Source organism: Bradyrhizobium sp. sBnM-33 (assembly GCF_032917945.1).
Taxonomy (GTDB): domain Bacteria; phylum Pseudomonadota; class Alphaproteobacteria; order Rhizobiales; family Xanthobacteraceae; genus Bradyrhizobium.
Map to the genome: position 1 here is coordinate 6,950,824 of NZ_CP136624.1, position 25,218 is coordinate 6,976,041.

At 57.5% G+C, this 25,218-nt stretch carries 20 protein-coding genes; all 20 read right to left on the reverse strand.

Going from position 1 to position 25,218, the window contains the following annotated elements; genetic code table 11:
- Positions 1–4: 4 nt before the first annotated feature.
- The 20 genes from wecB to RX328_RS32905 all read right to left on the reverse strand — a co-directional run bounded on the left by wecB (position 5) and on the right by RX328_RS32905 (position 23,397).
- Positions 5–1,054, reverse strand: coding sequence for a non-hydrolyzing UDP-N-acetylglucosamine 2-epimerase (wecB, locus tag RX328_RS32810; RefSeq protein WP_213253048.1), 1,050 nt, complete (start codon positions 1,052–1,054; stop codon positions 5–7).
- Complete coding sequence (locus RX328_RS32815; protein ID WP_213253047.1) at positions 1,054–2,112, reverse strand: NAD-dependent epimerase/dehydratase family protein; 1,059 nt, start codon at positions 2,110–2,112, stop codon at positions 1,054–1,056. The genes wecB and RX328_RS32815 overlap by 1 nt, the downstream gene beginning before the upstream one ends.
- A 2-nt stretch (positions 2,113–2,114) precedes the next feature.
- Positions 2,115–3,047 (reverse strand): NAD-dependent epimerase/dehydratase family protein, encoded by a 933-nt coding sequence (locus tag RX328_RS32820; protein ID WP_213253046.1) that lies wholly within the window; start codon positions 3,045–3,047, stop codon positions 2,115–2,117.
- Between the two features lie 13 nt (positions 3,048–3,060).
- Positions 3,061–4,011 carry an NAD-dependent epimerase/dehydratase family protein gene (locus tag RX328_RS32825; RefSeq protein ID WP_213253045.1) on the reverse strand — a complete coding sequence of 317 codons (951 nt, stop codon included), beginning with the start codon at positions 4,009–4,011 and terminating at the stop codon, positions 3,061–3,063.
- 36 nt (positions 4,012–4,047) lie between these two features.
- Positions 4,048–5,997, reverse strand: a complete 1,950-nt coding sequence (asnB, locus tag RX328_RS32830; protein ID WP_213253044.1) for an asparagine synthase (glutamine-hydrolyzing) — start codon at positions 5,995–5,997, stop codon at positions 4,048–4,050.
- Between the two features lie 18 nt (positions 5,998–6,015).
- Positions 6,016–7,335: a hypothetical protein gene (locus RX328_RS32835; protein ID WP_317258553.1), complete on the reverse strand. Its 1,320-nt coding sequence runs from the start codon at positions 7,333–7,335 to the stop codon at positions 6,016–6,018.
- A 50-nt stretch (positions 7,336–7,385) separates the two neighbouring features.
- Positions 7,386–8,261: a class I SAM-dependent methyltransferase gene (locus tag RX328_RS32840; protein WP_213253042.1), complete on the reverse strand. Its 876-nt coding sequence runs from the start codon at positions 8,259–8,261 to the stop codon at positions 7,386–7,388.
- Between the two features lie 413 nt (positions 8,262–8,674).
- A complete protein-coding gene (locus RX328_RS32845) occupies positions 8,675–11,326 on the reverse strand; it encodes a glycosyltransferase (protein WP_317258554.1) in 2,652 nt (883 codons plus the stop codon).
- 327 nt (positions 11,327–11,653) lie between these two features.
- On the reverse strand, positions 11,654–13,180 hold the full coding sequence (locus RX328_RS32850; RefSeq protein WP_213253040.1) for an ABC transporter ATP-binding protein: 1,527 nt from the start codon (positions 13,178–13,180) through the stop codon (positions 11,654–11,656).
- A gap of 1 nt (position 13,181) precedes the next feature.
- Positions 13,182–13,961: an ABC transporter permease gene (locus RX328_RS32855; protein ID WP_213253039.1), complete on the reverse strand. Its 780-nt coding sequence runs from the start codon at positions 13,959–13,961 to the stop codon at positions 13,182–13,184.
- Between the two features lie 98 nt (positions 13,962–14,059).
- Complete coding sequence (locus tag RX328_RS32860; RefSeq protein ID WP_213253038.1) at positions 14,060–14,653, reverse strand: acyltransferase; 594 nt, start codon at positions 14,651–14,653, stop codon at positions 14,060–14,062.
- Positions 14,650–15,588, reverse strand: a complete 939-nt coding sequence (locus tag RX328_RS32865) for a Gfo/Idh/MocA family oxidoreductase (protein WP_213253037.1) — start codon at positions 15,586–15,588, stop codon at positions 14,650–14,652. The genes RX328_RS32860 and RX328_RS32865 overlap by 4 nt, the downstream gene beginning before the upstream one ends.
- Positions 15,589–15,702: 114 nt before the next feature.
- Positions 15,703–16,221 (reverse strand): transcription termination/antitermination protein NusG, encoded by a 519-nt coding sequence (locus RX328_RS32870; protein ID WP_249726660.1) that lies wholly within the window; start codon positions 16,219–16,221, stop codon positions 15,703–15,705.
- Positions 16,218–16,859: a winged helix-turn-helix transcriptional regulator gene (locus tag RX328_RS32875; RefSeq protein WP_213253036.1), complete on the reverse strand. Its 642-nt coding sequence runs from the start codon at positions 16,857–16,859 to the stop codon at positions 16,218–16,220. The genes RX328_RS32870 and RX328_RS32875 overlap by 4 nt, the downstream gene beginning before the upstream one ends.
- Positions 16,860–16,943: 84 nt before the next feature.
- A complete protein-coding gene (locus tag RX328_RS32880) occupies positions 16,944–18,215 on the reverse strand; it encodes a glycosyltransferase family 4 protein (RefSeq protein ID WP_213253035.1) in 1,272 nt (423 codons plus the stop codon).
- The gene (locus RX328_RS32885; RefSeq protein WP_213253034.1) at positions 18,212–19,303 is read right to left on the reverse strand and encodes a glycosyltransferase; all 1,092 of its coding nucleotides are present in this window, start codon (positions 19,301–19,303) and stop codon (positions 18,212–18,214) included. The genes RX328_RS32880 and RX328_RS32885 overlap by 4 nt, the downstream gene beginning before the upstream one ends.
- A gap of 8 nt (positions 19,304–19,311) precedes the next feature.
- On the reverse strand, positions 19,312–21,126 hold the full coding sequence (gene asnB / locus RX328_RS32890) for an asparagine synthase (glutamine-hydrolyzing) (RefSeq protein ID WP_317258555.1): 1,815 nt from the start codon (positions 21,124–21,126) through the stop codon (positions 19,312–19,314).
- Positions 21,127–21,233: 107 nt separating this feature from the next.
- On the reverse strand, positions 21,234–21,560 hold the full coding sequence (locus RX328_RS32895; protein WP_213253032.1) for a hypothetical protein: 327 nt from the start codon (positions 21,558–21,560) through the stop codon (positions 21,234–21,236).
- 428 nt (positions 21,561–21,988) lie between these two features.
- Positions 21,989–23,113, reverse strand: a complete 1,125-nt coding sequence (locus tag RX328_RS32900; RefSeq protein ID WP_213253031.1) for a hypothetical protein — start codon at positions 23,111–23,113, stop codon at positions 21,989–21,991.
- On the reverse strand, positions 23,110–23,397 hold the full coding sequence (locus tag RX328_RS32905; RefSeq protein WP_213253030.1) for a hypothetical protein: 288 nt from the start codon (positions 23,395–23,397) through the stop codon (positions 23,110–23,112). Before RX328_RS32905 ends, RX328_RS32900 begins: the two co-directional genes overlap by 4 nt.
- Positions 23,398–25,218: the final 1,821 nt, after the last annotated feature.

A 25,218-nucleotide genomic window follows, 5' to 3' on the forward strand; every position in this document is an offset into this window, starting at 1 on the left:
CGGGCTACGCCGCGGGATTCGACGCTAACAACTTAGCGATATCGAACGCCGCACATCCCTGGCCATACTCTCCAATCTCGCGTCGAGCAACCCGATCGGGTCCTTTCCAGAGACGATTCCATCCATGCGTAACCGTCTCCGTCCATTCGGTCTCGTCTCGCAGAGTAGTGCATGGCACGCGATGGAAATAGGCCTCCTTCTGAACCCCGCCGGAGTCGGTGTAGACCTCGACAGCATGGTGCAGCAGTTTTGCCATATCGAGGTAACCGACCGGCTCGATGATCTTCAGGTGATCCAGGTTCACTCCCGTTCGGGATGCCGCCTGCCGGGTACGCGGATGCAACGGCAGGATCACGGGATGGCTTTGTGCCCGCTCCTGCAAGAACTGCACGACCGCTCGGAGCTGTCGGGGATCATCGGTATTCTCTGCGCGATGAACCGTCGCAAGGGCGTACTCCCTCGGCCGTAATTTCAGGTCGGATAGTGCCGTCGAAGCCCTCTCTGCCTTGCTTATTGCGAACAATGTCGCGTCGTACATCACGTCACCAACGTGATGCACGCCCTGGGTAACCCCCTCAGCAGCCAGGTTCGCAACCGCCGTCGCCGTAGGACAGAAATGTAGCGTGGAAAGGTGGTCGGTGACGACGCGATTGATTTCCTCCGGCATGCGCCGATTGAACGAGCGAAGCCCGGCCTCAATGTGCGCGACCGGAATGTGCAACTTGGATGCAGCCAGTGATCCGGCCAGCGTGGAGTTTGTGTCGCCATAGACCACGACCCAATCCGGCCTCTCGGCAACCAGAATTGGCTCGATCGCCATCAGCATCCGTCCGGTCATGTCACCGTGGCCACCTCCGTTGACGGCGAGACGATGCTGTGGTTTTCGAATATCCAGTTCTTCAAAGAAGATATCGGACATATTGGGGTCGAAGTGCTGACCGGTGTGGATCATCACTTCCGAAAGTCCGTCGGTCTCGCGAATGGCACGGCTGACGGCCGCAGCTTTGATAAACTGCGGGCGCGCGCCGACGATGGTGAGAATCTTTAGCGGCATCAGGAATATTTGCCGACCTCGGGCACATGCGCGAGATGATTTCGTATGCAGCTCAGGATTCGCTCACGGTTCTTGCGCGTCCAGTCGACGGTCCTCGTGAGCCCGTCCTCATGCGCAACGGTCGCGACGAAGCCGAGCTTCTCCCGAGCCTTGGCAGGATCACCAAAGCGCTGTCCCGATCTGTCCCAGTCGCGCGCCGGCGTCAACGCGATCGGCGTCTTGTTGCCGGTAATCGCGTTCACCCGATTCGCAAGCTCAAGAATGGTGGTCTCGGCGCCGGAGGCGAGATTGTAGATTTCTCCCGGCTCGCCCGACAACGCACATGCTATCAGCCCTCTCGCCATATCTTCCACGTAAATGAAATCGCGGGACGCAACTCCGCCATTCTCGACAGGCAAGGCCTCGCCGTGCAACGCCTTCCAGATGAAGGTTGGACTTACGTTTCGCCAGACGGTGTGCACCGTTCCCCGCCACTGGCCAGCCCCCAGAATCTCGCCGGGTCCGTAGACGTTTTGAAAGCGGGCTTTTACAAACGGCAGTTTATATCTGGACCAATAGTAGTTCCCGTACATCTCGCCGATCAATTTGGAGATTGAATACGGACTGTCGTGAAACAGAGAAACCGGCGCATCCTCTTTCGTTGCGCTAGCCCCTCCAAACGTCTTTTCCGCCACCGCGCAACCAGCCGCAGCATACACCACCTTCTGCAACGACTTCATATCCTTGAGCTTCTCAAAAAGCTTCAGCGTCGTGAGGGTATTATTCTCGTGATCGGCGAGCGGATTCGCGATCGACGACTGATTCCCGTGATAACAGGCGAGATGAAAGACATAGTCGAGGTCCTGCGGCAACGCGGCGAGCACCGCATCATCGGTAATGGATCGCGAAATGAATTTGACTCGCGGATCGTCCGGAACATTCGAGGAGTCCGCCGACAAAAGATTGTCGACGATCACAATCCGCGTCGGGGCCTGTTCCAGCAGCATTCGGACAAGGTTGGAGCCGACGAAGCCGGCTCCGCCAACGACGAGAATGGTCGCTCCGTCAAAAGACTTCATGATCAGCTCTTTGGTTCGGCTAGATGGCTGTAAACGTCGCTCACGCCATGCGCGTCATACCACGCGAGAAGCCGCCGGATCGTCTCCTCAAACGGCACTTTCGCCCGCCAGCCCAGCAAGGCATGTGTTCGGCTCGGGTCCGGAACGACCGATGGCACATCGTCATCGCCCACGGGCACTACTTTGACGCCGGGATCGACGGCCATGCCCAGATGTGACCGCACCAGATCGTATATTTCCTTGATCGAATGCCCTACCCCGCTGGACACGTTAAAGACACCATCCGGCGCATCGGCAGTCATTGCGATATCGACAGCGGCAAGAAAGTCGGACATGTCCAGAAAATCACGCTGCGCGTCACTGCAAAAGCATGCCTGGCCGGCCTTAAGGCGCTTGTAGAAGGTCGGGATCGGACCTATCGCCAGACGAGGGCCGGTCACATTGGCAAGCCGGAGGGAGACGAAGGGCAGACCGCTCATCGCCAAATATTGTTCGCCCGCGACTTTGGAAATTCCGTAGCTTGTGAACGGCCGCAGCGGATGCTCGACGGGGATAGGCGTGCTCTCTGGTCGTCCATAACACAAGACAGTCTGAAAGTTCAGGATGCGGGTAACAGCCGCGTGGCGCGCTGCTTCGATGACGTTTGCGGTTCCCTCGACATTTGTCGAAATGTCTTCCCACCAGTTGGCGGGGTCTTTGTAGGAGGCCGCCGAATGGACAACGTGAGTTGGCTTAAACTCGGCAAATGTCCTCAGCACCAGATCGCGATCGGCGATTGAGCCTTCGACAAGGGTCAGACGGGGAAGAGCCGGCACGACCTCGCGCTTACCGGTCGCGAAGTTGTCAATGACGAGGATCTCGTGGCCTTGCGGCAACCAGTGCTCAAGAAGATTCGAGCCGAGGCAACCCGCGCCACCAGTAATGATAATGCGCATCGACGTGCCCTGATCAACTGGTGCGGATTTCCGCCCGCGCCTCCTTCAGGTGCGTGTAGCCGCCGACGACGCCTTCCTTCTGCCAGCGCTCGACCGACATGCGGGCTATGTCATCGAGTGAGGTGAACTCGACCGCACCGAAATCCCTGAACGTGCGTTCGGGGTCGAGAAGGATAGAAGGCGCATCGTCATGGGCGAGCGGTTTCACCTCCGGCTCCGGATAGTCGTTGATCTTCATCGCCCGAACCACGGCGTCGTAGAGCTCCTTGATGGCGACATCCTTGCCCGAGGAGAAATGGTAAGTGCCACGGCCAATCCCGTCGGCGGCCCTGACGACGATGCGGGCCAGGTCGCCCGCATAGCAGAAATCCCGACGCGCCGGCGTAACGAAGCATTTCTGTCCCTTGGATAGCCGGCCATAGAATATCGGCAGGGGACCAGACACGTTTCGCGGTCCGATCACATTGGCCAGCCGGAACGTCACCCAATCGACTCCGGAAAACTGCACGTAATTCTCGCCGGCCGTCTTCGAGATCGCATAGCTCGAATTGACGGGGTTGATCGGATGATCAAGCGGAATCGGGGACTGCAGCGGCTTAGTGCCATAGCAAAGGGCCGTCTGAAAATAGACCAGGCGAGACACGCCATGAACCTTGCAGGCCTTGGCAACGTTCGCCGTGCCGACAGCATTCACCAGCGCGTCGGAGCTCCAATCCTCCGGGTCCTTATAGGAGGCCGCGGTATGAATGACGATCTCAGGCCGAAAATCCGACAACAGCCGATTGATCACCTCGGCGTTCGCAATCGTGTCCTCGACCAGCGTCAGGTTCTCATGCTTGGTCAGGTTATCGGCTCGGCCGGTCGCATAATTGTCGATCGCAACCACCTTGTCGCCCCGCGACAACAGCATGTCGATGACCGTTGATCCGACCTGTCCGGCTCCGCCGGTTACGAAAATCTTCATGCACACCATCCAAACTGAGAAGTTACCAAGTGTCCCCTACGCCTTGACCAGGGCGCGAAATTCGGCTGCTCGATCGTGGAACCTCTGGTGCCAGAGTTCCAGACTGAGAAGTCCCCACGTCTTTCTGGAAAACTGGGACTGCTCGCCGAAATGGGAGAGAACAACATCGCTATTGAAGAACGGCCGATGCTTTAACCGTTGCTCGGCAAAGATGTCCAGAGCAAACGCCTTCAGGTCCCCGTCAAACCACTCCTTGAGCGGCACAGGGAAACCCATTTTGTCCCGGCGCTCGATCAAGGCCCTGGGCAAGGTTCCTTCGTACGCGGTCTTCATCAGGTGCTTCATCTGTCCGCCCATGAACTTCACGTCGGCAGGAACGGACGCCAGAAACTCAACGAGAGGATGATCTAGGAGCGGCACACGGCTTTCCAGCCCGTGCGCCATGCTCATGCGATCTTCGACGTGGAGCAAGGCCGGCAACAAGCACTTGACATCGAAGTGCGTCATCTTGTCGAAATACGCCTCCTTCTTGACATTGTCCTGGTTGTTGAAGATCGCCCGAAACGATTCGAAGACCCCGTTCTTGTTCAGCGCGCTCCAATCGACCTCGCCCACCATGTCGGTGGAGCGATCGACCAGGCGGAAATATCTGCGGTCGAGGTCCTCGAAGAGGCCGTCCCGCCAGAACTCCTTGATCAAGGGCTTGTATTCCCGGAGCAGACCAAGGTTCGGCACGATCGACTCGATGGTCACGACATAGTGGCCGTTTCGATAGGTGCCGTCGATCGCCGCCTTGATGCATTGTTCGAAGTAGGCGACCAGGTAGCGGGCGTAACCGCCCAACAGTTCATCGCCCCCCTGCCCGCCCAGAACGACTTTGAGATGCTTCGCCGCGAGCGCGGACACCATGTACTGGGGGAACGAGCCCGGCCCGGCGACCGGGAAGTCCAGATGATAGATCACGTCGCCTATGTGGTTGCGGAAGTCGTCGGCAGTAATGTCCACCATGTGAAGGGACATATCCGCAAGCTCTGCGACCGCCTTGGCGTAATGGCTTTCATCATAACCGGGATATTCGAGGAAACGGCCGTGAAACGCATCGCGGCTGCGATGGTCGAGCTTTGCTGCCAACAGCGCAACTAGGCTCGAATCGAGGCCGCCCGACACGTAGCCCCCAACCGGCACGTCTGACCGCATGTGCACGAGCATCGAGTCGGACAGCAGCTCGGCGAAACGACGTTCGAAGTAGCTTGGGCTGTGATCGAAATCGACCTCGTATTGAACATCCCAGTACCGCTTCGTCGAAAATGATCCGTTCGCTACGCGGAGAACGTACCCCGGCAGCAGAGTCGATATTTCCTTGAATAACGTCTTCTCGCCGATCGTATACTGAAAGGTCATGTATTCGCTCAGCGCGTCGGCATCGGTATCGACGTGGTCCAGAAACGGCAGCAGCGCTTTCGCCTCGGAGGCAAAATAAAGAACCCCTTTTTGCACCGTGTAGTGGAACGGCTTGATCCCGAACCGGTCGCGCGCCGCAAACAACTTCTTATTTCGCTCGTCCCAGATCGCGAATGCAAACATACCACGCAGATGGTCGACACAGCCTTCGCCCCAGCGATCATAGGCGGCAAGAATAACCTCGGTGTCCGAGCTAGACCTGAACGTCCAGCAATCGGAGAGCTGCTGCCGGAGCTCGATGAAGTTGTATATCTCCCCGTTGTAGGAAATGACCGTGCTATTCGGAGCACGCATCGGCTGCGCCCCGGCGGGCGTCAGGTCGATGATTGCAAGGCGACGGTGCACCAGGCCAACGCGCTCGCCATCATCGGCCCATGAACCGAATCCATCGGGCCCGCGATGGGCGATCAGTGTGCCCATTGCATCGAGCGATGCCTGCCCGCGAGCGAGGGGCAGACCAGCCAAGGATACAAAACCAGCGATACCGCACATGAAGTTGTCCGAATTTAGATAATGTTTGTCCACGCCCGATCAGGGCGCAACTTATCCGCGAATTCTGCGTCCCAGCCTGAGCACCAGCCTGCCCAGCACCACGGCAAACGTATGGAGAAAATTCGGGACAAACCTGATCTCCTTCATGTCTTCGATATGATGCTGATGAGTTCGAAGCGTGCTCAGGGTAAACGCTTCACGCAAATCGGCCTCTTCATCCGGCTGAGCGGACCGCACACCGCCGCGCGCCAAGGCCAGCCCCTTCTTGTCCGCGATGTTTCTAATCTGCGCCAGCATATCGGAGACGACGTGGCGGTACCGAAACTTCGGATTATCGACCAGCGCCCGATAACAGGCACCGATTCGCGCCTCGTTGGCGCTGTCGTCCTGCATCTGCTCGAAAACTGCGTCTGCATTCGAGCAATCGGGTTCAACCGGTATGTAATGTTCACCGGGGTTAAGCGCGCCGGCGTATTTTCCGGGAGTTAGGATCTGACATGATCCCGCTATCGCGGCTTCGAGCAGGCGCGGTCCAACCGCCGAGTAGACCCGATTCATGTCCTGCCCCGGAAAGCAGATTCTCTCCAACTCCTCGAATCTGGCAGACCGATTCCGCTGTAGTTGGCGCTCAACGCAAGCCCTGATGTCGCCTCTTGGGTCAATCAGCGAACTCCCGCTCTCGCATCCAAGCGTGAACCTGCAATTGCCCAAAAACTGCAGCCAAGCGTCGCCGACAAGAACATCACAAGGATGAGTGGAAATGTCCAGCTTCAAGCCGCGACCCGTCATCCCAGAGCGAAAACGGTCGCCGAGCTCGGACTTCATTCGCCCCAGCCGTCCGAAGTAGACCGGCAGCGCCTTGGCACGATAACCCACGTCTATCTTTCGTTCCCTGAAAGGTACCGAATACCGCTGCATGATCGCGACGTCAGCGTCATCGACATAGCCCGTCAGCCCTTCGACGATTGCCGCGTGCTTTCCTGCGCGAGGATAGAATTCGTCCCTGTGCTCGTGACACACCGAATAGATGAGATCGACCTTCCAGTTCGCCAGCCAGTCATCGAGAAGCTCGCTGTGGTCATACTCGTCTTGTGGCAGCGCGATCTTGACCGCATTCGACTTGGCTATAAAGGCGTACTCCTCCAAGATACGATCAAGCCGCAGCGACTTCGGCTTCGCCCATCTCCAGGTGAGAAAAGTCGTGTCGAGAATAATTGCATCAAAGTTCTGGTTACGCAGCCGCGACGTGACCGGCTGGCGCGCGCTGTGCAGCGTATATTCGTTTTGCGGCGCGTACTTGATCAGGCAGAACGCATGATTGACCGAAGTGCGCCGCGCAGACGCAAGATCGTCGATCTCGTGGAGGATCAAAATCCGCATGAGGTAACGTCAATCGGCTTACGGAATGCGCGGCGAATAGGCTAAATCGCCTCGAACAGATAGCAGCCATCCACACCCGCTCTATGGCCATTTGACACGGGGAGACCAAATTCGTCAAAGTGGAGAGCTGTCAAGAACTCCCTATTTTCGCGCGGCGTCCTTTGGTTGAGCACCGCGGCATGCCTCTTCGGTAACTGCATCATTTCCCATGCGGCGACCGCGCTGCCATACTCGACCAATTTAAAACCAAATGGCTCCACTAATGACTGGAAGCTTTCCTTCGAATACGCCCGTGAGATCGGGCAGTCCGGACCATCCGTCGATCGTCGAAAGGCATCCTCCGGCGAGAGACCCTCGAATTGTCCTTGCTCGATCTGAAGGACAAATGGAACATAGAGGTGAAACCATATGCTGTCGCGGTTGTAGACCATGATTCGAGCACGTCCACCCGGCTTCAAAATCCGCCGAAACTCGCGCAGCGCTTTTTCTGGCGCGGCCATATGATGAAGCACACCCGAGGTATGAACTATATCAAATGCTCCGTCCTCGAAGGGCAGGCTATTCTGCTCTATGTCGATCCGCACAAGCTCGGCCGGAATCTTATGAAGGGCCAGTCTAGCCTCGGCTTCCGAAAGCGAGCTCGCCGAAACATCAACCCCAACGAGCCGACGCGGCTTCGACATTACTCCGAAACCAACAAGATCGTGCCCCGGCCCACAACCAAAATCCAAGATACTGAGATTATCCTCGACGTTGGTCGGCATGAGTTGAGCATACCCGTAGTATTGACCATTCCTCCAATGCAGATATTCCAAGCTGCTCGCCGCATCCGCAAAACGCTGATGGAGCGTGACGTTGTGCTTGGTCCAGTATTCCTCGACTGAGGTCTCTGCCACATTTTGGCCAGTTAAATCCATGCCTACCCCTCGGGACAAAGCCGCCGCACGACGCATAACCCTTTTCAGTTTTAGAACGTACCGAGACATCTATTGAACACCGTCATCCATTAGAGAGTAACGCCGAAAGCGCACGCTCAAGCTCCGAAATTTACAATTCGTCAAGTAGTGAATCCAGCGACCTTTCGCTGTCCATTTATGTATGGACCATGCGCTCAATCGTAGTATCGCTGCGTGTTAGAGCCAGCTCCACCGATGCCTGCGCAAGGTCCTCGGTATTCGTCGCGATTCAAACAGGTCGAGCCCATCTGCGATACACTCGATAAGGACGCCGGCATCCCCGACGCCAGCCCATCGAGCCAAGGAAACAATTTCCTCCGCGCCGTAGATACCAAGACCGCCAACCTCTGGGCGCGCTACATCCAGCCTGAACGCTAGAGAACGCGCTGTAACCAAGCGGATAGCCCATACCGCATAGAGGATGGCAGCGAATGCCACACTTTGCGAGCTGCGCGATTAGATCTCAATCGTGATAGCACGAAGCGCGGATCATGGCGCTTTGTCAGCACTGGCGTCCCGGAGGGCGCGAGTGATGTTGCGTGCGCTCCGAACAGCGCCGGCGAAACAGCTACGACGGCACCATGCCGCTTCCTTCGCTCTTGTGCGCTCGCTATCCAGTCAAGATCGACATAACTCGTTCGCCGCATACGGGATTCGACGCTGTGCTCCACTTTCTGGAGAACAGGCGAAATCATGTTCTCCCAGTGATATGTCTTCTCAAAAAACTGTCGCGCCCGCCTGCCTAGCTCGATCAATGCCGAGCGATCTTCGCTTAGCTCATCGATTACGGCGGCGAAATTTACGGGATCCGAGATATCGACCACTCGACCAATCCCCTCTCGGCGCACGATGCCCGCGACATATTCCGTTCGGCTCGACAAGATTGGTAAGCCGGCCGCCGCATATTGCGAGAGCTTGTTGGGGCAACAATACCGATATACATAGTACGCCGGATTGTATGGGATGAGACCAACGTCCGCCTCAGCAGCTGTCCGTATCAATTCGCTCTCCGGCACGGCCGGCGGAAAGCTAACACGGTCCTCACCGAGTCCGAGCGATCGCGCCAATTTGATTAGCTTGTGCCGATAAGGATTGTCACGTCCGCGCAAGATCAGCTTAGCGGCGGACTTCACGTGCACGAAGGCGTGCAACGTCTCCTCGATGCCTCGGCCTTCTGCAAACCCTCCGAGGAACGCGATCTTGAGCAGACCTTGGGTGGCGCGCCTCGCATACGCGTTCTCGAGATCAAGCCCCTCACTCTCGCACAATCTCGCACAGTTCGGTAAGGTTAAGAACTCGCATTGATACTCGGCCGTCATGATGTCGGCGAACTGCGGAGATACCGTGACGCGTAAATTGGCAAGCTGGCTGAGTTGCCGTTCCAGGCCAATCCAGAACTCGATCTCCCAAAACTGGAAGTCGGTGTATGAGTATGGCCAATACTCATGTGCGTCAAAGATGCAAAAGCTTCCCACATCGCCTGCAACAACGGTGGCCGCCGGCAACGTCTCAAGGTCGGCCGCCACGATAAGATCAGGCGGCCCCATCTTTTGCATGGCTTCCAACAAAGCGGAGTTCGTATTCACAAAATACGCGCATAACTCGCGGAACCTGGAAGTGTCGCCGTAGGCGCCAATTCGATCCGCCAAGATCTTTTCGGGCAGGGAAGCATAACCTGCGAGCGTGGCGAGCATGCCGCGAGCTATCGATGGCGATGCACGAAGCTGCGCCAATGATGGTAGCCACGCCGCATCGTGCTTAGTACGCTCGACGCGGACAATGGTCATGCCCTCGCTGTTGACCTCGCGATACGGGCCGTCCCCGACCTCGCCAAAATTATAAGTGCCTATTACATAGACCTCATGGGTTTTCATCAGACTTGTGGCAACCCATGTTATGCGCGGGTCTAGCACCGGGTCATGAGCGGCGAGAACATAGGCTACAGGACGCGTCGCGGAATCGGAATTGCGCGAGCGCTGTCGAAATGAAGATAACCCCTTCGCCAGAGCTCGACGCTCGATGGCGGAATCGGCTTCGGCAACAAAACCTTCATACCAGTTGGTTGGCTTGAGAATGACTTCCTCGAAGGTTCGCTCCACCATTCGCGCCTGCAGCGCATCGTCTCGAAGGAAGTCGATCGCTTCAGCGAGGTTTCCGAGATCACGCCTCAGCGGCATGAAGTGCTCATTGGCGTGGAATATGTCCGAATACAAGCCTTCATACAGTAGTTGCGCTGCGCCGGCGGCTGCTGCCTCGAAGTGCCTCGGGGATATCTGAGCGTAGTTCACGTTTCCTTCGAAGGCATGCAAGAATTCGCGGTGCGCGGCCAAATAGTAGCTTTCGGAGGCGCGATCCTGCCCAGAAGTCCTCGCTTCGTACCCACGACACCATTCAGCGACCTCACCGGTGAAATCAAAGAGGTTCGCACCGGACTCCACGCCAAGCACAACGCGCGAGCGTGATAGAAATTTACTCCATTCGGATCCAACTATTCGATCTTCCCACCGGCTAGATATATCGGCGCGAAGTCCGCGGTCGCCCAAGGCTCTTGCGACATCATAGCCGATGCCCCGCTTCTCGTAACCGAGCCGACCAAATTCGAGCGGTTGGATCGAACCGCGGTAACTCACGTCGATGTCCCGCCGCTCTCGGCTATACCCTTCTCGCATTGCTGGCGAAACGTATCCCGTCAGCATCTGGATAAGCTCGCAGTCGCCAATTATCGCACGCGGATAAACTTTCTCCTGTTCGGCCGGCGGAAGGCACGTGAGTACGATATCGAATCCCTTTTCGCGAATGATGTTTGCAAACGAAGCCGAGTTAACCTGCTCGTCCTGCTTCATAAGCACCTTGACGCCGTCATAATCGGCAAAGCGTCGCGATAGATGGCGATCAAGGTTTGCAAGATTGTGCGCGAAGTAACTGGCAGTCGGATGGACGACCACAGCGTCATACTCACTGAGCGACAGCGACTCTGGCAGACTCAGATACGCACCGCCACCGGGCCAAAGATTGAGAACGATCACCTCATGTCGACTGTGTAACTGCCAAGCGTAGATACTCTCCACAACGGTGCTCAGTCCGTTGGGATCGAAAAACGCAATTAGCAAGATTCGCCCGCTCTTCCTGCCGAACGGTCGCTCGCCAGGGATTGGAATCAGTCGCACTACCTCTTACCCCCGTTCCGGAAATTGCTCGCAGATGGAATACAACTATAGATCGTATCTTGCCAGCTATTCTTCTGACGTTTGCAGAAGCTACCCCGTTCCGTACCTAAGTACGTTTCAACAAGGTGCGCGATAACAAGTCTCGGCGGCGCTATCAATCGTGCTCGCCCCGAATACGCCACCACCCTACTCTCCGGATGAACTCGGCAACGCAACCGTCTCAAAGTTCCACTCGCAAGAATGAAAAAATGCCGCACTGGCTGCAGCCAAGCTGTTGGGCAGTTCGACGGTGATCTCAAAGCTGCGCGCGAGAAGATCGTAACGTGGCGCGGCATTGGCACCCTCAATCGTTGTTTCGTGGTGGATCGAGAGACTGATCACATAAATACCAGGACCAAGCTGGTTCGGGTTCAGCACAAGATCGACGCGCCGCCCATCCCCCACGTTCGCTTGAAATCGATCCGGTGGACTGAAGAAACGGCACATCGGACGCCCCTGTAGATCGTAAACGGCAACTCCGTACGTATAGGCGACCTCACCTTCGATCTCGGATTCGAGAAAAATTGTCATTTCAGCCGGCTGTAGCGCTGTAAGCCGATCCGTCAGTCCCGTCGGCCCGCTGATGCCGAAGCCTACGATTTTGGTTCCCTTTAAGGCGTTCCATCGTGAAATTCCGTCGCGCGTTGTATTATGGAAAGCGCGTCCTTCTTGATCGGAGACAGCCGCAATATTGGCCTTCCTTTCGTGGGGAAGGAATGTTGGGATTTGAAGTCGTAGGCCCCCAATACTAGGCGCGGTTCTCGGTTCCTCAGCCTCACCACGAGGCGGATCCGTCGCTTCGAGCGTGGAGCTAGACATTTGTTCGACAGAGAGCGTCTGGGCCATCGGCCGGGGGTCAGTTCCGGATCTCGAACCCGCGCGTCTACGCGTGGCCAGCGGATCGCCGCTGCCCGGCATTGCACCATAGAGCGCCTCTTCATAGGACTTAACAACTCTCAAGGCATCGCCGGCAAGTTTAATGCGCCCGCCGTCGAGCCAGATCGCCTCGTCGCAAAGCTCCAACACCTGCTGCATGGAATGCGAGACAAGCAACAGCGTGCAACCGTTTGCTATGATGCTATCAACGCGCTGCTTGGACTTGGCGAGGAAATAGGCATCGCCTGCGCCCAGCACTTCATCAATGATCAGAATGTCGGGGCGGATCGCTGTTGCTGTGGCAAACATCAGGCGCGCTTGCATTCCACTGGAGTACGTCTTGAAAGGCTGGTCCAGGAATGGTCCGAGCTCGCAGAACTCGACCACGTCTTCGAAGGCGTCATCCACTCCGCGACTGGAGAGACCGTTATAGTGCAGCGACGCCTGAATGTTTTCCCGACCAGTATAGTCGGGGTGAAAACCCTGACCCATTGTCATCAGCGCCTGTACCGTACCGCCCACCTTCACGCGACCGGCTGACGGCCGGAAATTACCGGAGATCAACTTCAGCAGGGTGGTTTTGCCTGCTCCGTTCCGTCCGATGAGGCCCATGCGGCGGCCGCGCTCAAGCTGGAATGAGACGTCATCGAGCGCGAGGAACTCCTGCTGCTCCTTCTTGCCGGAGACGAAGCGTGAGAGGCCGAATGCGTCCAAAAGCTTCTCGCGAGCGCCTCCGCCAAGGCGATAACGCTTGGTCACAGCATCGAAGACAATAGCGGGACCTTCGTTAATGCTCATGTCAAGCATAGTCCGCGAAGGCGAAGCGCGCACGGCGGAAAAAGGCCAGTCCAAGAAAAAAAGTACCGGCGCCAAGACAAGCAGCGCCGATCATTGCGGTCGGGGAAGGCCAAGTGCCCAGCGCAAGCGGTGCCTGAAGGGACAGCACAAAGTAACTGATTGGATTAAGCCAAATGATGAATTTCAGCGCACTCGGGACCATGTCCGGCGTATACGCCATCGGACTCAGGACCATCATGGACATGGTGACGATGCTAACGCCCTGCTGAATGTCGCGAAGGACGAGCGCTATCAGAGAGAATATCCAGACCAGCCCGATCAAAAACATGACGAGAAGCAACCAAGTGATGGGCACGACCAGGATGGCCACAGAAGACGCCGAGCCAAGGAAGACCGCGGCGATGCAGGCAATCAGGAGCGCCACCAACGACGGAATCTGGCTTGCGAGAACAGATCTTGGCGCAAGCAGTTCCGCAGGAAAGACCGTATTCAACAGAAGGGAGCGCTGGTTGACGATCGCGCCGAGCCCAATAGAAAGGCTCTCAGAGAACATAAGAACGGCCGACAGGCCGCTTATCACCAGAACCGTGTAGACCTCGGGCGAAAGGTTAGGCGCCCGGACACGAAAAATCACGACGTAAACGGTGGCGTAAAATGACACCATAGAAAGCGGGTACAGGATCGCCCAAAAACTGCCAAGGATGGATCCTGCGTATCTTTGTTTGACGTCGTGCTTAACGGCATTGAAAAGCCGAGGCCCATACAATCGCAACCAGAACATCAAGACTGCCCTATACGCCTAAATTTGGAACGCGAACATGATCGTCGTTCGGCCGACACTCGTAGGCGATGCAAGATTCAAACCGATGCGTGTAGAGGTCACTGGTCGCAGGATAGGCGGCCCGGGGCCGTTTCCCGGTACCGCTCGCCCGATCGCGCACACACCAGATCTGCCCCCAGTCTTTCACCTGCCCTGCTCATCCAGCCGATCCTTCGTGCTGGATTGCCCGCCATCAGGGCGAAATTCGGAACGTCCTTCGTGATCACCGCGCCGGCACCAACGAAGCAATATTCGCCAAGCGAATGTCCGCAGACGATGGTGGCATTTGCGCCGATGCTTGCGCCGCGCCCAATCGGCGTCTTGCGAAACTCGTCCTTCCGCGAAACGCCCGCCCGGGGATTGTTGACGTTCGTGAAGACACAGCTTGGACCGCAAAACACGTCATCTGCAAGCTCGACGCCATCGTAGATCGAGACGTTGTTCTGGATCTTGCAACCGCTTCCGATCCTCACATTCGGACCGATCACCACGTTCTGGCCGATCGAGCAGTTCTCGCCGATCACCGTGCGCGGCAGAATGTGACAGAAGTGCCAGATCTTGGTGCCGCGCCCGATCACGGCACCGTCGTCGACGTAGCTCGATTGATGGATTAATACGCCCGGAAAGCGCGGATCCTCGCGCATCTCGCTCATCTGTGCATTGCCCTCTGGGCAAAGGCATGAACGCCATTGCTCTTAATGGTCGGTGCATTGCGGAACGTGGATACGATATCAATCGAGGGGCGAACCTCGTCTAGGCCGAAACCGCGGCCGGCGATGATCTCTTCGTAGCTCCTCGTGTGCAGGTCGGTAAACCCCTCAGAGAACTCGACCTCCTCGCCGTCGACGGTGATGGAACGATACGTCGTGTTCTTGCCCTTGATGCTGTCAGGCAGATCGTTGCGGTCCAGAGACAGGAACCAGCTCACGTCGGCGCGCTCGCATTCCAACGAGCCCGCCGCCCTGTCCGGCTCGCGCAGGTGGGCTTCGTTGCGGCTCGCTGATCCAAACACGAAGCTGAGCATGTCGAAGAAATGCACGCCGATGTTGGTCGCCACCCCACCGGATTTCGCTTCGTCTCCCTTCCACGACGTGTGATACCATCGGCCGCGGGAGGTGATGTAGGTCAGCTCGACCTTGTGGCGCTTCTTGCTCTTGGCGAAACGCTCACGCAGCGCGATGATCGCCGGGTGCAATCTTAGCTGTAGGATGGTCGATATGCGCCGACCGGTGTCGCGCTCAATCTCGGCCAGCTCATCGATAATTTGAGGGGTCAGGGCAAGCGGCTTTTCGCAGATGGCGTCGATACCCGTGCGAAGAGCGAAGCGGCAATGCGCATCATGCAGATAGTTTGGCGAACAGATCGCCACATAGTCGATCTTGCTGCCGCGACGCCGCAGCCTGTCAACATGACGGTCAAAAAGCTCGAACTCCGTGAAGAATCCGGCATCGGGAAAATGACTGTCGATGATACCGACAGAGTCATTGGGATCGTAGGCCACCGCCAACTTGCCCCCGGTGTCTGCCATAGCCCGCATGTGCCGCGGTGCGATATAGCCTGCAGCGCCGATCAATGCGTAGGTCTTCATCAATCCTCTCTTTCGAATTTCACGCCAGCTTCAGGCAAGCTACCGCACTCGGGGTGAATCGAGGATCACTCCCAAGTGCACTTTCTTCACGACGCCTGCCGACCTGCAGACGGTTCAGACCGCGGCGATCAGATCGGCCTCGACAAGCACGCGTACCTTGCGACCCAGCAAATCGAGCAAAAGCGCTACTCGACGTTGATCGCTGACACCCTCCACCAGCGCAAGACTGTTGGTGAACGCGCCTTCGATGATCCGAACCCTGTCGCCGGGAGAGAAAGCAGCCCGGGATACGAGCTTGATGAATCCGCTTTCGTCCTCGCGCGCCTTCAAGGAGTTGACCACCGCATCGTCCACCGACGCCGGCTTGTCGCTCCAGCAAACGAGATGCGAGACGCCGAGCGTCGATTGAATGGCGCGCCATCTCTGCGCCGCGAGGTTGATCCCAACAAAAAGATAGCGCGGAAACAACGGACGCGCCACCGTCTCTACCTTTCGGGCGTGGCTGCGGCGCTTCAGGTAACGGGGAAGATAAACGGCAAATCCCTGGCGGCCAAGGTTGACCGCGGCCTTTGCCTCGGCATTGACCTGCGTTTGCACGAGATACCAGCGAGAACCGCACTCCGTCGCCATCATGCAGCACCGTTCTTTTGTGACGGACGCAAACCCAGCAGATCCGGCGCCAGCACTCTTTCTGCACCGAACATGGCAACGGCGTGGTCGAAGGTGCTTCTCGCCCGCATCAGATGCGTGACGACGACGGCATCGAACGGCTCGCCAACCGCATCATAGGATGGAACGACGTTGACTCCGATGAAGCGCGTCGCCGTCTCGTCTGGGTCCACGACGGCAACTATCGATATCGGGCTATCGACTGCGCAGAGAATGGCTATTTCGCAAAGATCCGATTTTCCGGTGAGGACAATTCTTTGGAAACCCAAGGCGTGAGCCCGGTCGAAGGTCTGGCCATATTCTTCCTTGGCCTGGCGAAACAACGAGAAGGAGGAGGATAGATACGCGATCGTCAGCCGCGACTTCTCAGAGAAGCCCTGCGGCGTGAGGTAGTAGGCATATCGCCGCGCCGGTGCCTGGCCTACCTTGACGAAGCCCTTCTTGATCGCACGCTTGAGGTAGGCGTTGACGAGGCCGAGCGCGACGCCAAGCTCGGCGGCTATCCGCCGCTGCGACCGCGCGCCGTCCGTTTCAACGGAAGTCAGCAGACCGAGCACAAGCCGATCGCTGTTATTCTCTTCCGTGGGTAGAGTGCCTGCCATTCCGCCTGTCCCCGCTGGAGAAGCTGGTAGCGCGTTCATACGATGAACGTCAAGAAAAAACGTTCACCCCGTGAACACGACAACCTATTGATTGGAAACGAATTTCATCGGAAGCGATGTGTCGCCAAGATCACACTTTAGGCGCGGTCCTTTGTCTGAGTCCAGATATCGCGCTGCGAGCGCCGAATAGCTGTAGTGCTGCGCGACTGCGATCCGATCGCTCCGCGGACGCTCCGGGCTGTCCAGTGCCGTCACCAGGGACGTAGCGAGCGCAGCAGGATCATTCGGTTCACATCGCGCGGTTACCAGATCTTCCAGCCCTACAAGCGCCTTGTCTTCGCAGGCAATGACGCTGCGCGGAGCGAAGAGACAGTAATCGAATAGTTTGTTCGGGCTGATGCCATGGTGATAGAGCGCGTTCTTGTGGAAGGATACGACCGCGCAATCTGATGCATTGAGCATGCCGTGCACGATCGATCGGTCGACTTCATCCTGGAATTCCACGTTCGCAAGCCCCGCGGCCCGCTGCTTCAGTTCGGCCCGTGAGGTGCCTGAGCCGATCAGGACGAAATAAATCTCTGGATTTGTCCTGCGGAGCGCAGCCGCAGCGTCGAGAATGACCTCCATCGCATTGGGAGGACCCATGCCACCTGCGTAGAGAACGAGCCGCCTGCCCTCGTTCTTCATCAGGTTGATGCGGTCAATGAGCGAGTGACTGAGGCTTTCGATTTCGCGCGCGCGTTGGATTTCGCCCTCGGACACCCCGTTGGGAATCCACGTGAACCTGCCGGCCGGCAAGCCGCGCGCCCGCATATGGGCCTCCGCGCCTGCCAAAAGGCAAACAACACGATCCGCAGTGCGATAAGCGAACCGCTCCTTCCAGCCGAGCAACGTCATCAGCGGATGCCATGCCGGGGTCATCCCGAGCGCCACGATGCTCTCTGGCCAGAGATCGCGGACCTCGACCCAGAATTTGGCACCGAATCGACGCGCGACCCGATGTGCCGCCGAGACGAAGAATAGATGTGGGCTTGAAGCGATCACGACATCCGGTACGCCAACCTGCTTGGCTATCGCAGCTGATCCCGAGCGAAGAACCGGTCCGAAACTCAGGTTATTCCACAGTCGACCCAAACTGCCCTTGCCGTAGCGCGGCGTATCGAGAAACCAGAAATCGACGTCATTAATCCGCAGCGGGCCTGGAGACCGCGGTTGTCTGTGCAGATGATGGAAGCCGGAGCTGACGACCAGCACGCGATGGCCCATCTTTCCCCAGGCCTCTGCGAGCCAGAACGGCCGCCAGTGACGACCCAATCCGGGCCCGCCGGCAAAGGGATGCAACAGCCAGATGTTCATGCCACTGACCGGCGCGAAAAGAGTTCCTTATAGAGCTTGTTGAGCTCCGCCGCGTCGTACTGCCAATTGTAATCCTTGGCGACTGCCGCTCGGCCCGCCAGTCCCAACTCAATCGCCCGTCGAGGTTCGTCTGCAAGCAAAGAGAGCCGCTCTATTAGCGCTTTCTTATCATCTAGGGACACTGCAAATCCACAGCCGGCCGTTTCGACAATTTCCTTCGAGCGCGGCAAGTCGCTGGTAATGACCGGCACTCCTGCAGCCATATACTCGAAGATCTTGGTCGGCATGGCATAAAGATGGTTTGGCTCATGCTGGAAAAAACAGAGTCCGATCAGGCTCTCATTGAGCAAAGCAGCGATTTCGGATCGGTCCAGTTTTCCGCGGTGCACGATCCCCGCGGAAGATCGTCTCAGCCAATCAGCTTCTGTCGCGCCAATGCTGCCGGCCAGAACGAGCGGCAATCGCGCAGCGTCGCACGCTTCGACCATTTCGATGAGTCCACGGTTGAAACTCGCATGCCCGATATAGACGGCCTGTCTCTTTCGTAGAGTCTTGCCGGTCGGCTCGATGAATTCGTCGAGCCGTACACTGTTTCGGACGAGCGTCACCGCTGCACCGAAGTCACGAAAGCGCTTCGCAATGGTTGGCGTCGCCGCGACAATCGCGTCAAAATGGCGCGCAGTGTTCCGCTCCACCAAATCCATGCCGAGCGCGACGACCGGCTTCATCCACCGGGGGATCCATTTCTTTGAGTAAATGTCAGCGGGCACGTCCTCATGGACATCATAGATCACCTTGCAGCCCCGGCTCCTGAGCCACAGTGCGAAAGGTATCAATTCCGGGTCGTGAAACTGCACGACATCCGCGCCCGTCGCACGCGCAAGCGCCGTCGCAGCTCGACCCATGACCCACGGCCTCTTCCACCGGGCGACTGCCGGCAGTTCGATTGGCTTGAATTCGATGCCGCCTGCATCGCTGGCGCGAGGCGGCCGCGCCACAACAGTCACGGTGTGACCGGCCTCAGAAAGGCTTCGCGCTTCTTTTTCGACAATTCGAATGTCGTTGGCCGAATGGACGCTCGACAGCATACAAATCTTCATGGGGCTCCAACCCGGAAGCGCTCACCCCAGAGCGCGACACAATAAAGCCGCCAGCGCATTCCGAGGTCGAGCCGGTGGAATTTCCTCTGAACTGCGCCCATGTCGACGTAGCGAGCAAGCAGCGTACTGCCAATCACCTTGTCATACATCGCAGGGGAATGGCGGCTGAGCCAAAGTTGGTCGGGCGCCGCAAATCCGATCTTGTCCTTTCGCCAAACGATGCTGGCCGGCAGAAGGTCCTGCATAGCTGCGCGAAGCGGCCACTTGGCCCACCCCTTGTTCAATTTTATGCCCGTTGGCAGAGTCAGGGCAAATTCGACAAAGCGGTAGTCAAGGAATGGCAACCGCGTTTCGATGCCAAACCGCATGGAATTCTTGTCCTCGAAACGCAGGAGCATCGGTAGATTTGTTTCGGTAATCTCCAGCACCTGCATTTGCTGCGCATCTCTCGTCTTTCGCGAAAAGCGACGGAGAGATTCCGGCAGGTCCGGCTTCTTCAGGAAAGTGTATCGCAAGCGATAGAAGGCCGCGCGCAGTCCCGCCGAGCCCGCTCCAAACAAATACATAAGTAGTCGCCGCGGCGGAATTCCTGCTCGCATGGCCTCGCCGAAGGCAGACAGAAATTTCCGCACGCCCGCGCGTTGAAAATGATCGAGCAGCCAGGCGGCATAGTAGCGATGATACCCCAACAGCGTTTCATCGCCACCCTGGCCGTCGAGGAGCACAATCACGCCATTTGACCGCGCGGTTTTCATCACCTCATATTGCATCATGATCGAAGGGCCAGCGAATGGCTCTTCCTGGACTTCCAGCAATGCTTCCGCTGTTGATGCAAAATCCTCGTAGCTAGGCCGGGTGCGCAGCCAATTCAATTCTGATTTCGCTGCAATCTCGGCCGCGTATGCTTCCTCGTTGTTGGTGGCCTGCTCGCTCACAGCGGTAATGGCAAAGAACCGCTCGCTCGACATCGACCCGTAGCGCCTCGCAGCCAGCGTCGCGACACTTGAACTGTCCAACCCGCCCGACAGGCAGGTTCCGACGCGAACGTCCGATCGCAAACGCAGTCGGATAGCGTCATCAAGCAGGCCTCGCAATAATTGCGCCGCATTTTCCTCGTCGGTTACCTTCAAACGAGGAACGAGCAAATAGTAGCGCTCAATATCGACCCGACCTGTCGACACATCAACGCGCATCCGATGTCCGGGAGGTAGCTTTTCGATGCCTTTGAAGAAGGTCCGGTTGGTATGGTCGGTCAGGCCGCAGACGAGAAAGTCGCTGACCAGATCGTCGTCAGCAACGGGGCGTTCAATCAACGGAAGAAGTTGGCGAATCTCCGAGCCGAACGCGAACTGCGTGGCCATATTGACATAGTAGAACGGCTTCACGCCGAACCGGTCGCGGGCACAGAAAAGCGTGTTGTCGCGTTCGTCGTGAATTGCAAACGACCACATGCCGTTAAAGCGCTCGAGGCAATTTTCGCCCCAGCAGACATAGGCCGCCAACAAGACTTCGGTGTCCGAGGCCGTGTAAAAGACAAATCCGAGCGTCTCAAGCTCCGCGCGGAGCTCAAGATAATTGTAGATCTCGCCGTTGTATGTGATCCAGATCGGGACGCGCGTGTCGCGCATTGGCTGCGCGCCGTCATCCGTCAGATCGATGATGGCTAGTCGCCGGTGCCCCAACCCGACATTACCATTCACCCTCACCCCGCGCCCGTCCGGCCCACGGTGAGCGACGAGATCCGTCAGTCGATCGACTTGATCAGCATCAACGGGCCCGTTCTTTGTGACAAGGCCGAATATGCCGCACACGGAATGCCTATCCAAATCGCGTTGATGGCGGAGTTCAATGTGGCCCGCCTCGGAAACCCATCGGATTGAGATGCCCTTATTGGGCACATGCTGCTCTCTTAGCCTGTTCATGCAGTGAACGTCAACAATCGATCGGATCCCATCAGCGTGCAGTCAGAACTTGAATGGCCCACCAAGATCAGCAGCGGCCGGTATATCGACACTGATACTCGCGTCAGCCGAGCTGCAAATGAACCAAGAGGAAGTTGTTCAACAAGGGACGAAATGGACGTCGGGTGGCGGCAGGTTGCCCCGATGCTACTGTTGGCGTCGATCGCGGCGAGGTCGATCTTGTCGCCATGCGCGAATGTGTTGATGACGTCGCGGTACGCGAACGCAGCCCCCAAGTCTAATAAGGCCGAGAGGACCATCCGGTCGAGGCCGCCGCCGGTCATCGTGTCTTTGTCCTCGTGGCCTGCATAGATGGCGAGGGTAACGCGAGCGCACAACGAATACCACAGGACGCGCCGTGGATCGGCGCTGAGCTTGCGTTTAGCTCAAACCATGTCAAACGAGATGCCGATTTGCGTGGTGTGGCGCTACCAGACGGTGGTGCTCTATCGTTTGGGAGGATACCTTCCAGCAACGAGCACCCCCGTTCTTCGGTGAGAGCGCAATAGGTCGATGCAAACGGAAGTTTAGTTGGAGGAGAGCTTATCGTTGACCCAGAGCCGTTTGAACTGCGGCAAACATCAGATCAAGCAATAAGGCTCCAGTCGGCATCGTGAACCTCTATGCGATGATGTGCCAGTCAGAGCCGTAGTTCGTCACCCATACGAGCTGATCGGCGCTGTCGAACTGCAGCAGGGAGTGGGTCCCATCATCATTGGCGAGCAGCTCCGAGACGCGGTGGAAATTGGCGTCGTAGTTGGTCTGCAGGCTGCTCCAGCTGTAAGTGTTGCCGACATCGTATTGATAGAGCAGCACATGGCTGCCGTTGTCTTGGTTGTAGAGATGCTTCACCTGCGACCAGTCGGCGTGAAATACGACTCAATGCTCCTCCAAGGCCGGTGTTGTTCACATCATAGAGGTACATGGCGTGCGAGCCATCGTCCTCGTCGTAAATCTGCTTGGAGAATCTCTGCCAGTCCGAGGTGAGATAGCTGGTGATCCGCGCCCAGTCGCCGATGTTGTTCGCGTCATAGACATAGGAGATATGACTACCATCGTTCTGATCGTAGAGCTGTTTGGTGACGTTGCCCTGGAGATCGGTGAGGGTCTGGATGCGGTTCCAGGCAAATTGATCCAGGGAGTCGTATTGATAGAACCAGCTCGATCCGTCGTCGTTCTGGTAAAGTATCTCGATAGCGTTGCCTTGCCAGTCGCAGTTAGTCGTAATCGACGCCCACACGAACTGATCCGAGGTGTCGGTTTGCACGGCCTGTGCGACCGGCAGCGGCACTAAGTGATCGTCGAACTGCAGTGCCTCGATATTCTGCAGCACGTCGGTGCCGGCGGGACCGGTGACGGTCGCTTGGTCCAGACCAGAATTGTAGATTGAATAGTCGAAGGCGCTGCCGGCAAACACGGCAAAGTCAACGCCGCTGCCGCCGTCGAGATGATCGTCGCCGAGCCCACCATACACGAGGTCGTCGCCGGGACCGGCGTCAATATTGTCACCGGTGATATAGCCTACGATCGTCTGTGAACCGTTGCCGTGGTCGATTGTCAGGCCGAGATGGCCGAAGTAATTGTTCAGCCACTCATCAAGGCCAGGCACGTAGTAGATCGCGTCCCAAACCTGATAACTGCCGTGCTCTACCGCGTTGATGACATGCGTATTGAAGTAACCAGTACCGTTGATCAGCCCGTCCAGGGTGACGCCGTTCACGACGGCACCAATGGTCGGATCGAGCAGCAATTGGCTCTGGCCGTCATCGTAGAGCAATTGCACATGGTTGCCGACGGCGCCGCCGTCCCAGCCGACACCCGCCATATCGTCGGTCAATCCCCCAAGGCATCGAGCAACTGCCAGGCGACCGAGACGTAATTGTTGCACGCGAAAGTCGACGATGCGAGCAACCTTTCGAGATCATTGCCGATCAGACCGGCACCGTAGGGAGCCAGCTCATGCGAAAGCACCGTGCAAAAGGCCGCCTGATAGGCGCCTGCAGTGAGTCCTGGCATGTCGAGAATTGCGATGAACTGCGCCTGATTGGCGCTGTAGAGGCCAACAATTGACGAAGGATCGTTGCGGATCTGATTGAGGGCCGCGACTGAAGAATACCCCATAAGTTGGTACCCCCAAATTTCTCAACTTTTGGACGTACTAACATCCGGAGCGCCGCAATGGCAAGTTGAACTGGCCCTATCCACAACGTCATTGCCGATCGCTCGCCGAGACCCCTAAAGCCCTTACAACACCCGCTGCCGCGGGGAATCCCGCCGTCGAGCACAAATCAGGCGCCCGGTGAATCGGCCCGGGATTGACGATCACGTAGCCGACGGTCGAGCGGGATGCGCGTCAGGTGCCGGCCGGAATTGGCGTCATAGGCAAGCCAAGTGAAACCCCTCGCCGTGGCGCAGCTCGTCAAATCTGCCGGCCGTGCGCGGTGATGCGCTGGACTGCGCCAGCTGGCTATGCCTTTGAGTCCGCGTCGACGTGCTGCGAGCATTAAACGCTGGGCAAGCCCGCGACCCAGATGCAGCCTGGGGTAAGAAAGCCAAGCGCATTGAATTGTGAGATGACCGTTTGCCGCATCAATGAACAGCAATTGAGAAAATTGCGGGACGGCGGCAGCAATTGCCGAACCCGCAGATGTCAGATCGGGCCATAGTGGGGGAGCTTGGCGTCAGCAAGATTCGACGGTTCCCGGGAAGTACTGGCGCACGTGCGCCAGTTGACGCGCGGGTGGATCTTAGTGGCAAGGTCCGTCCCCGCTCGCTAATTGGCAAGACGGCTGCGAAGGATACGCTGTGTCGGGTCAACCAAATCATTCCGGGAGCGCTCAAGATGCAATTGTCCACTGCCAAACACCTAGCCCTTCTGTTCGCGATTTCTGTATCGGCGATCCCGCCCATAGCGCAGGCCCAATATTATGGTTCTCCGGGGGGCTACTGTGTCAGCAGACATCTGATCTGCGTAGTTCAGCCTCCGTACAACCAGTATCGAAGCTCGTGTGCAGTTGCACGCCGAACCTTCCAACCTGGGGATATTGCGAGTGTCGTCTGGAAAACTATGGCCGCTTAGTCCCCGGGTCCATTGTCTTTCGGTAACGGCCCGCCCTAGCGTGAACCGGCGGCTATTAACGGATCAGCTTGCTCCAGCCGCGGCGAGGTCGCAAGCGATCTTGTCAGGATCGCCAAGGATGGCATCCATGGCAACAGACCATGGACGATTTGGTTTCCTTGGCAAAATGACGTCGCGTCTTATCCAGAATGCCGCGCTGTAAGGCGACAGATGCAGCCGCCTTTTACGCCATCTCGTTGAAGTCGATCGCGTACAACCGTCCTGGATTGTGCTGAGCGTCCCTATAGTCACGTTGTGCCGCCCCCGGCCGGTGAATGCCGACTGATGGTTGATCTCGTCCAGTTACTTGTCGGCCCGCCGACCACTTTGGAAGGCCCGAGGGGTCCATGGTTGGGGGTTCTTCTTTTCCCAATCACGATAGGGATCCCAAGCGGCCTTATGGGCGTCGTGGGCGGTCCACAGTCCGTTGTAAGCCTGCTCGAGTTAACTAAATGCGTCGCGAAATTCACCGTCAAACTGCTTAGTGGCAGGCGCGGCCCGTCCTGCCTCGGGATCAGTGAGGCGCCTGGAGGCCGCGCTTCCAACGCATATTCATGATGGCCCTCCTACTGATTGCGGCCCCGCCCACATCTGGCCCGGGCTTCCCTATCAACAGCACTGGAATGATCAACGCGCCGGCAGGCCGGCGCGAGACGAAGCAGCGGTGCTGCGGCGGGGTACGCGTGGTCGGCAATCAGGAAAATTTATTGACGTTTTCACTAGCTCTGAGCATTGATTAATCTTACGACAATCCAAGCTAACGAAAAAATTGCTCGTCTCTTTTTCTGCCGTCTCAGGCACCCGCCTAGTATTCTTAAGTCTTT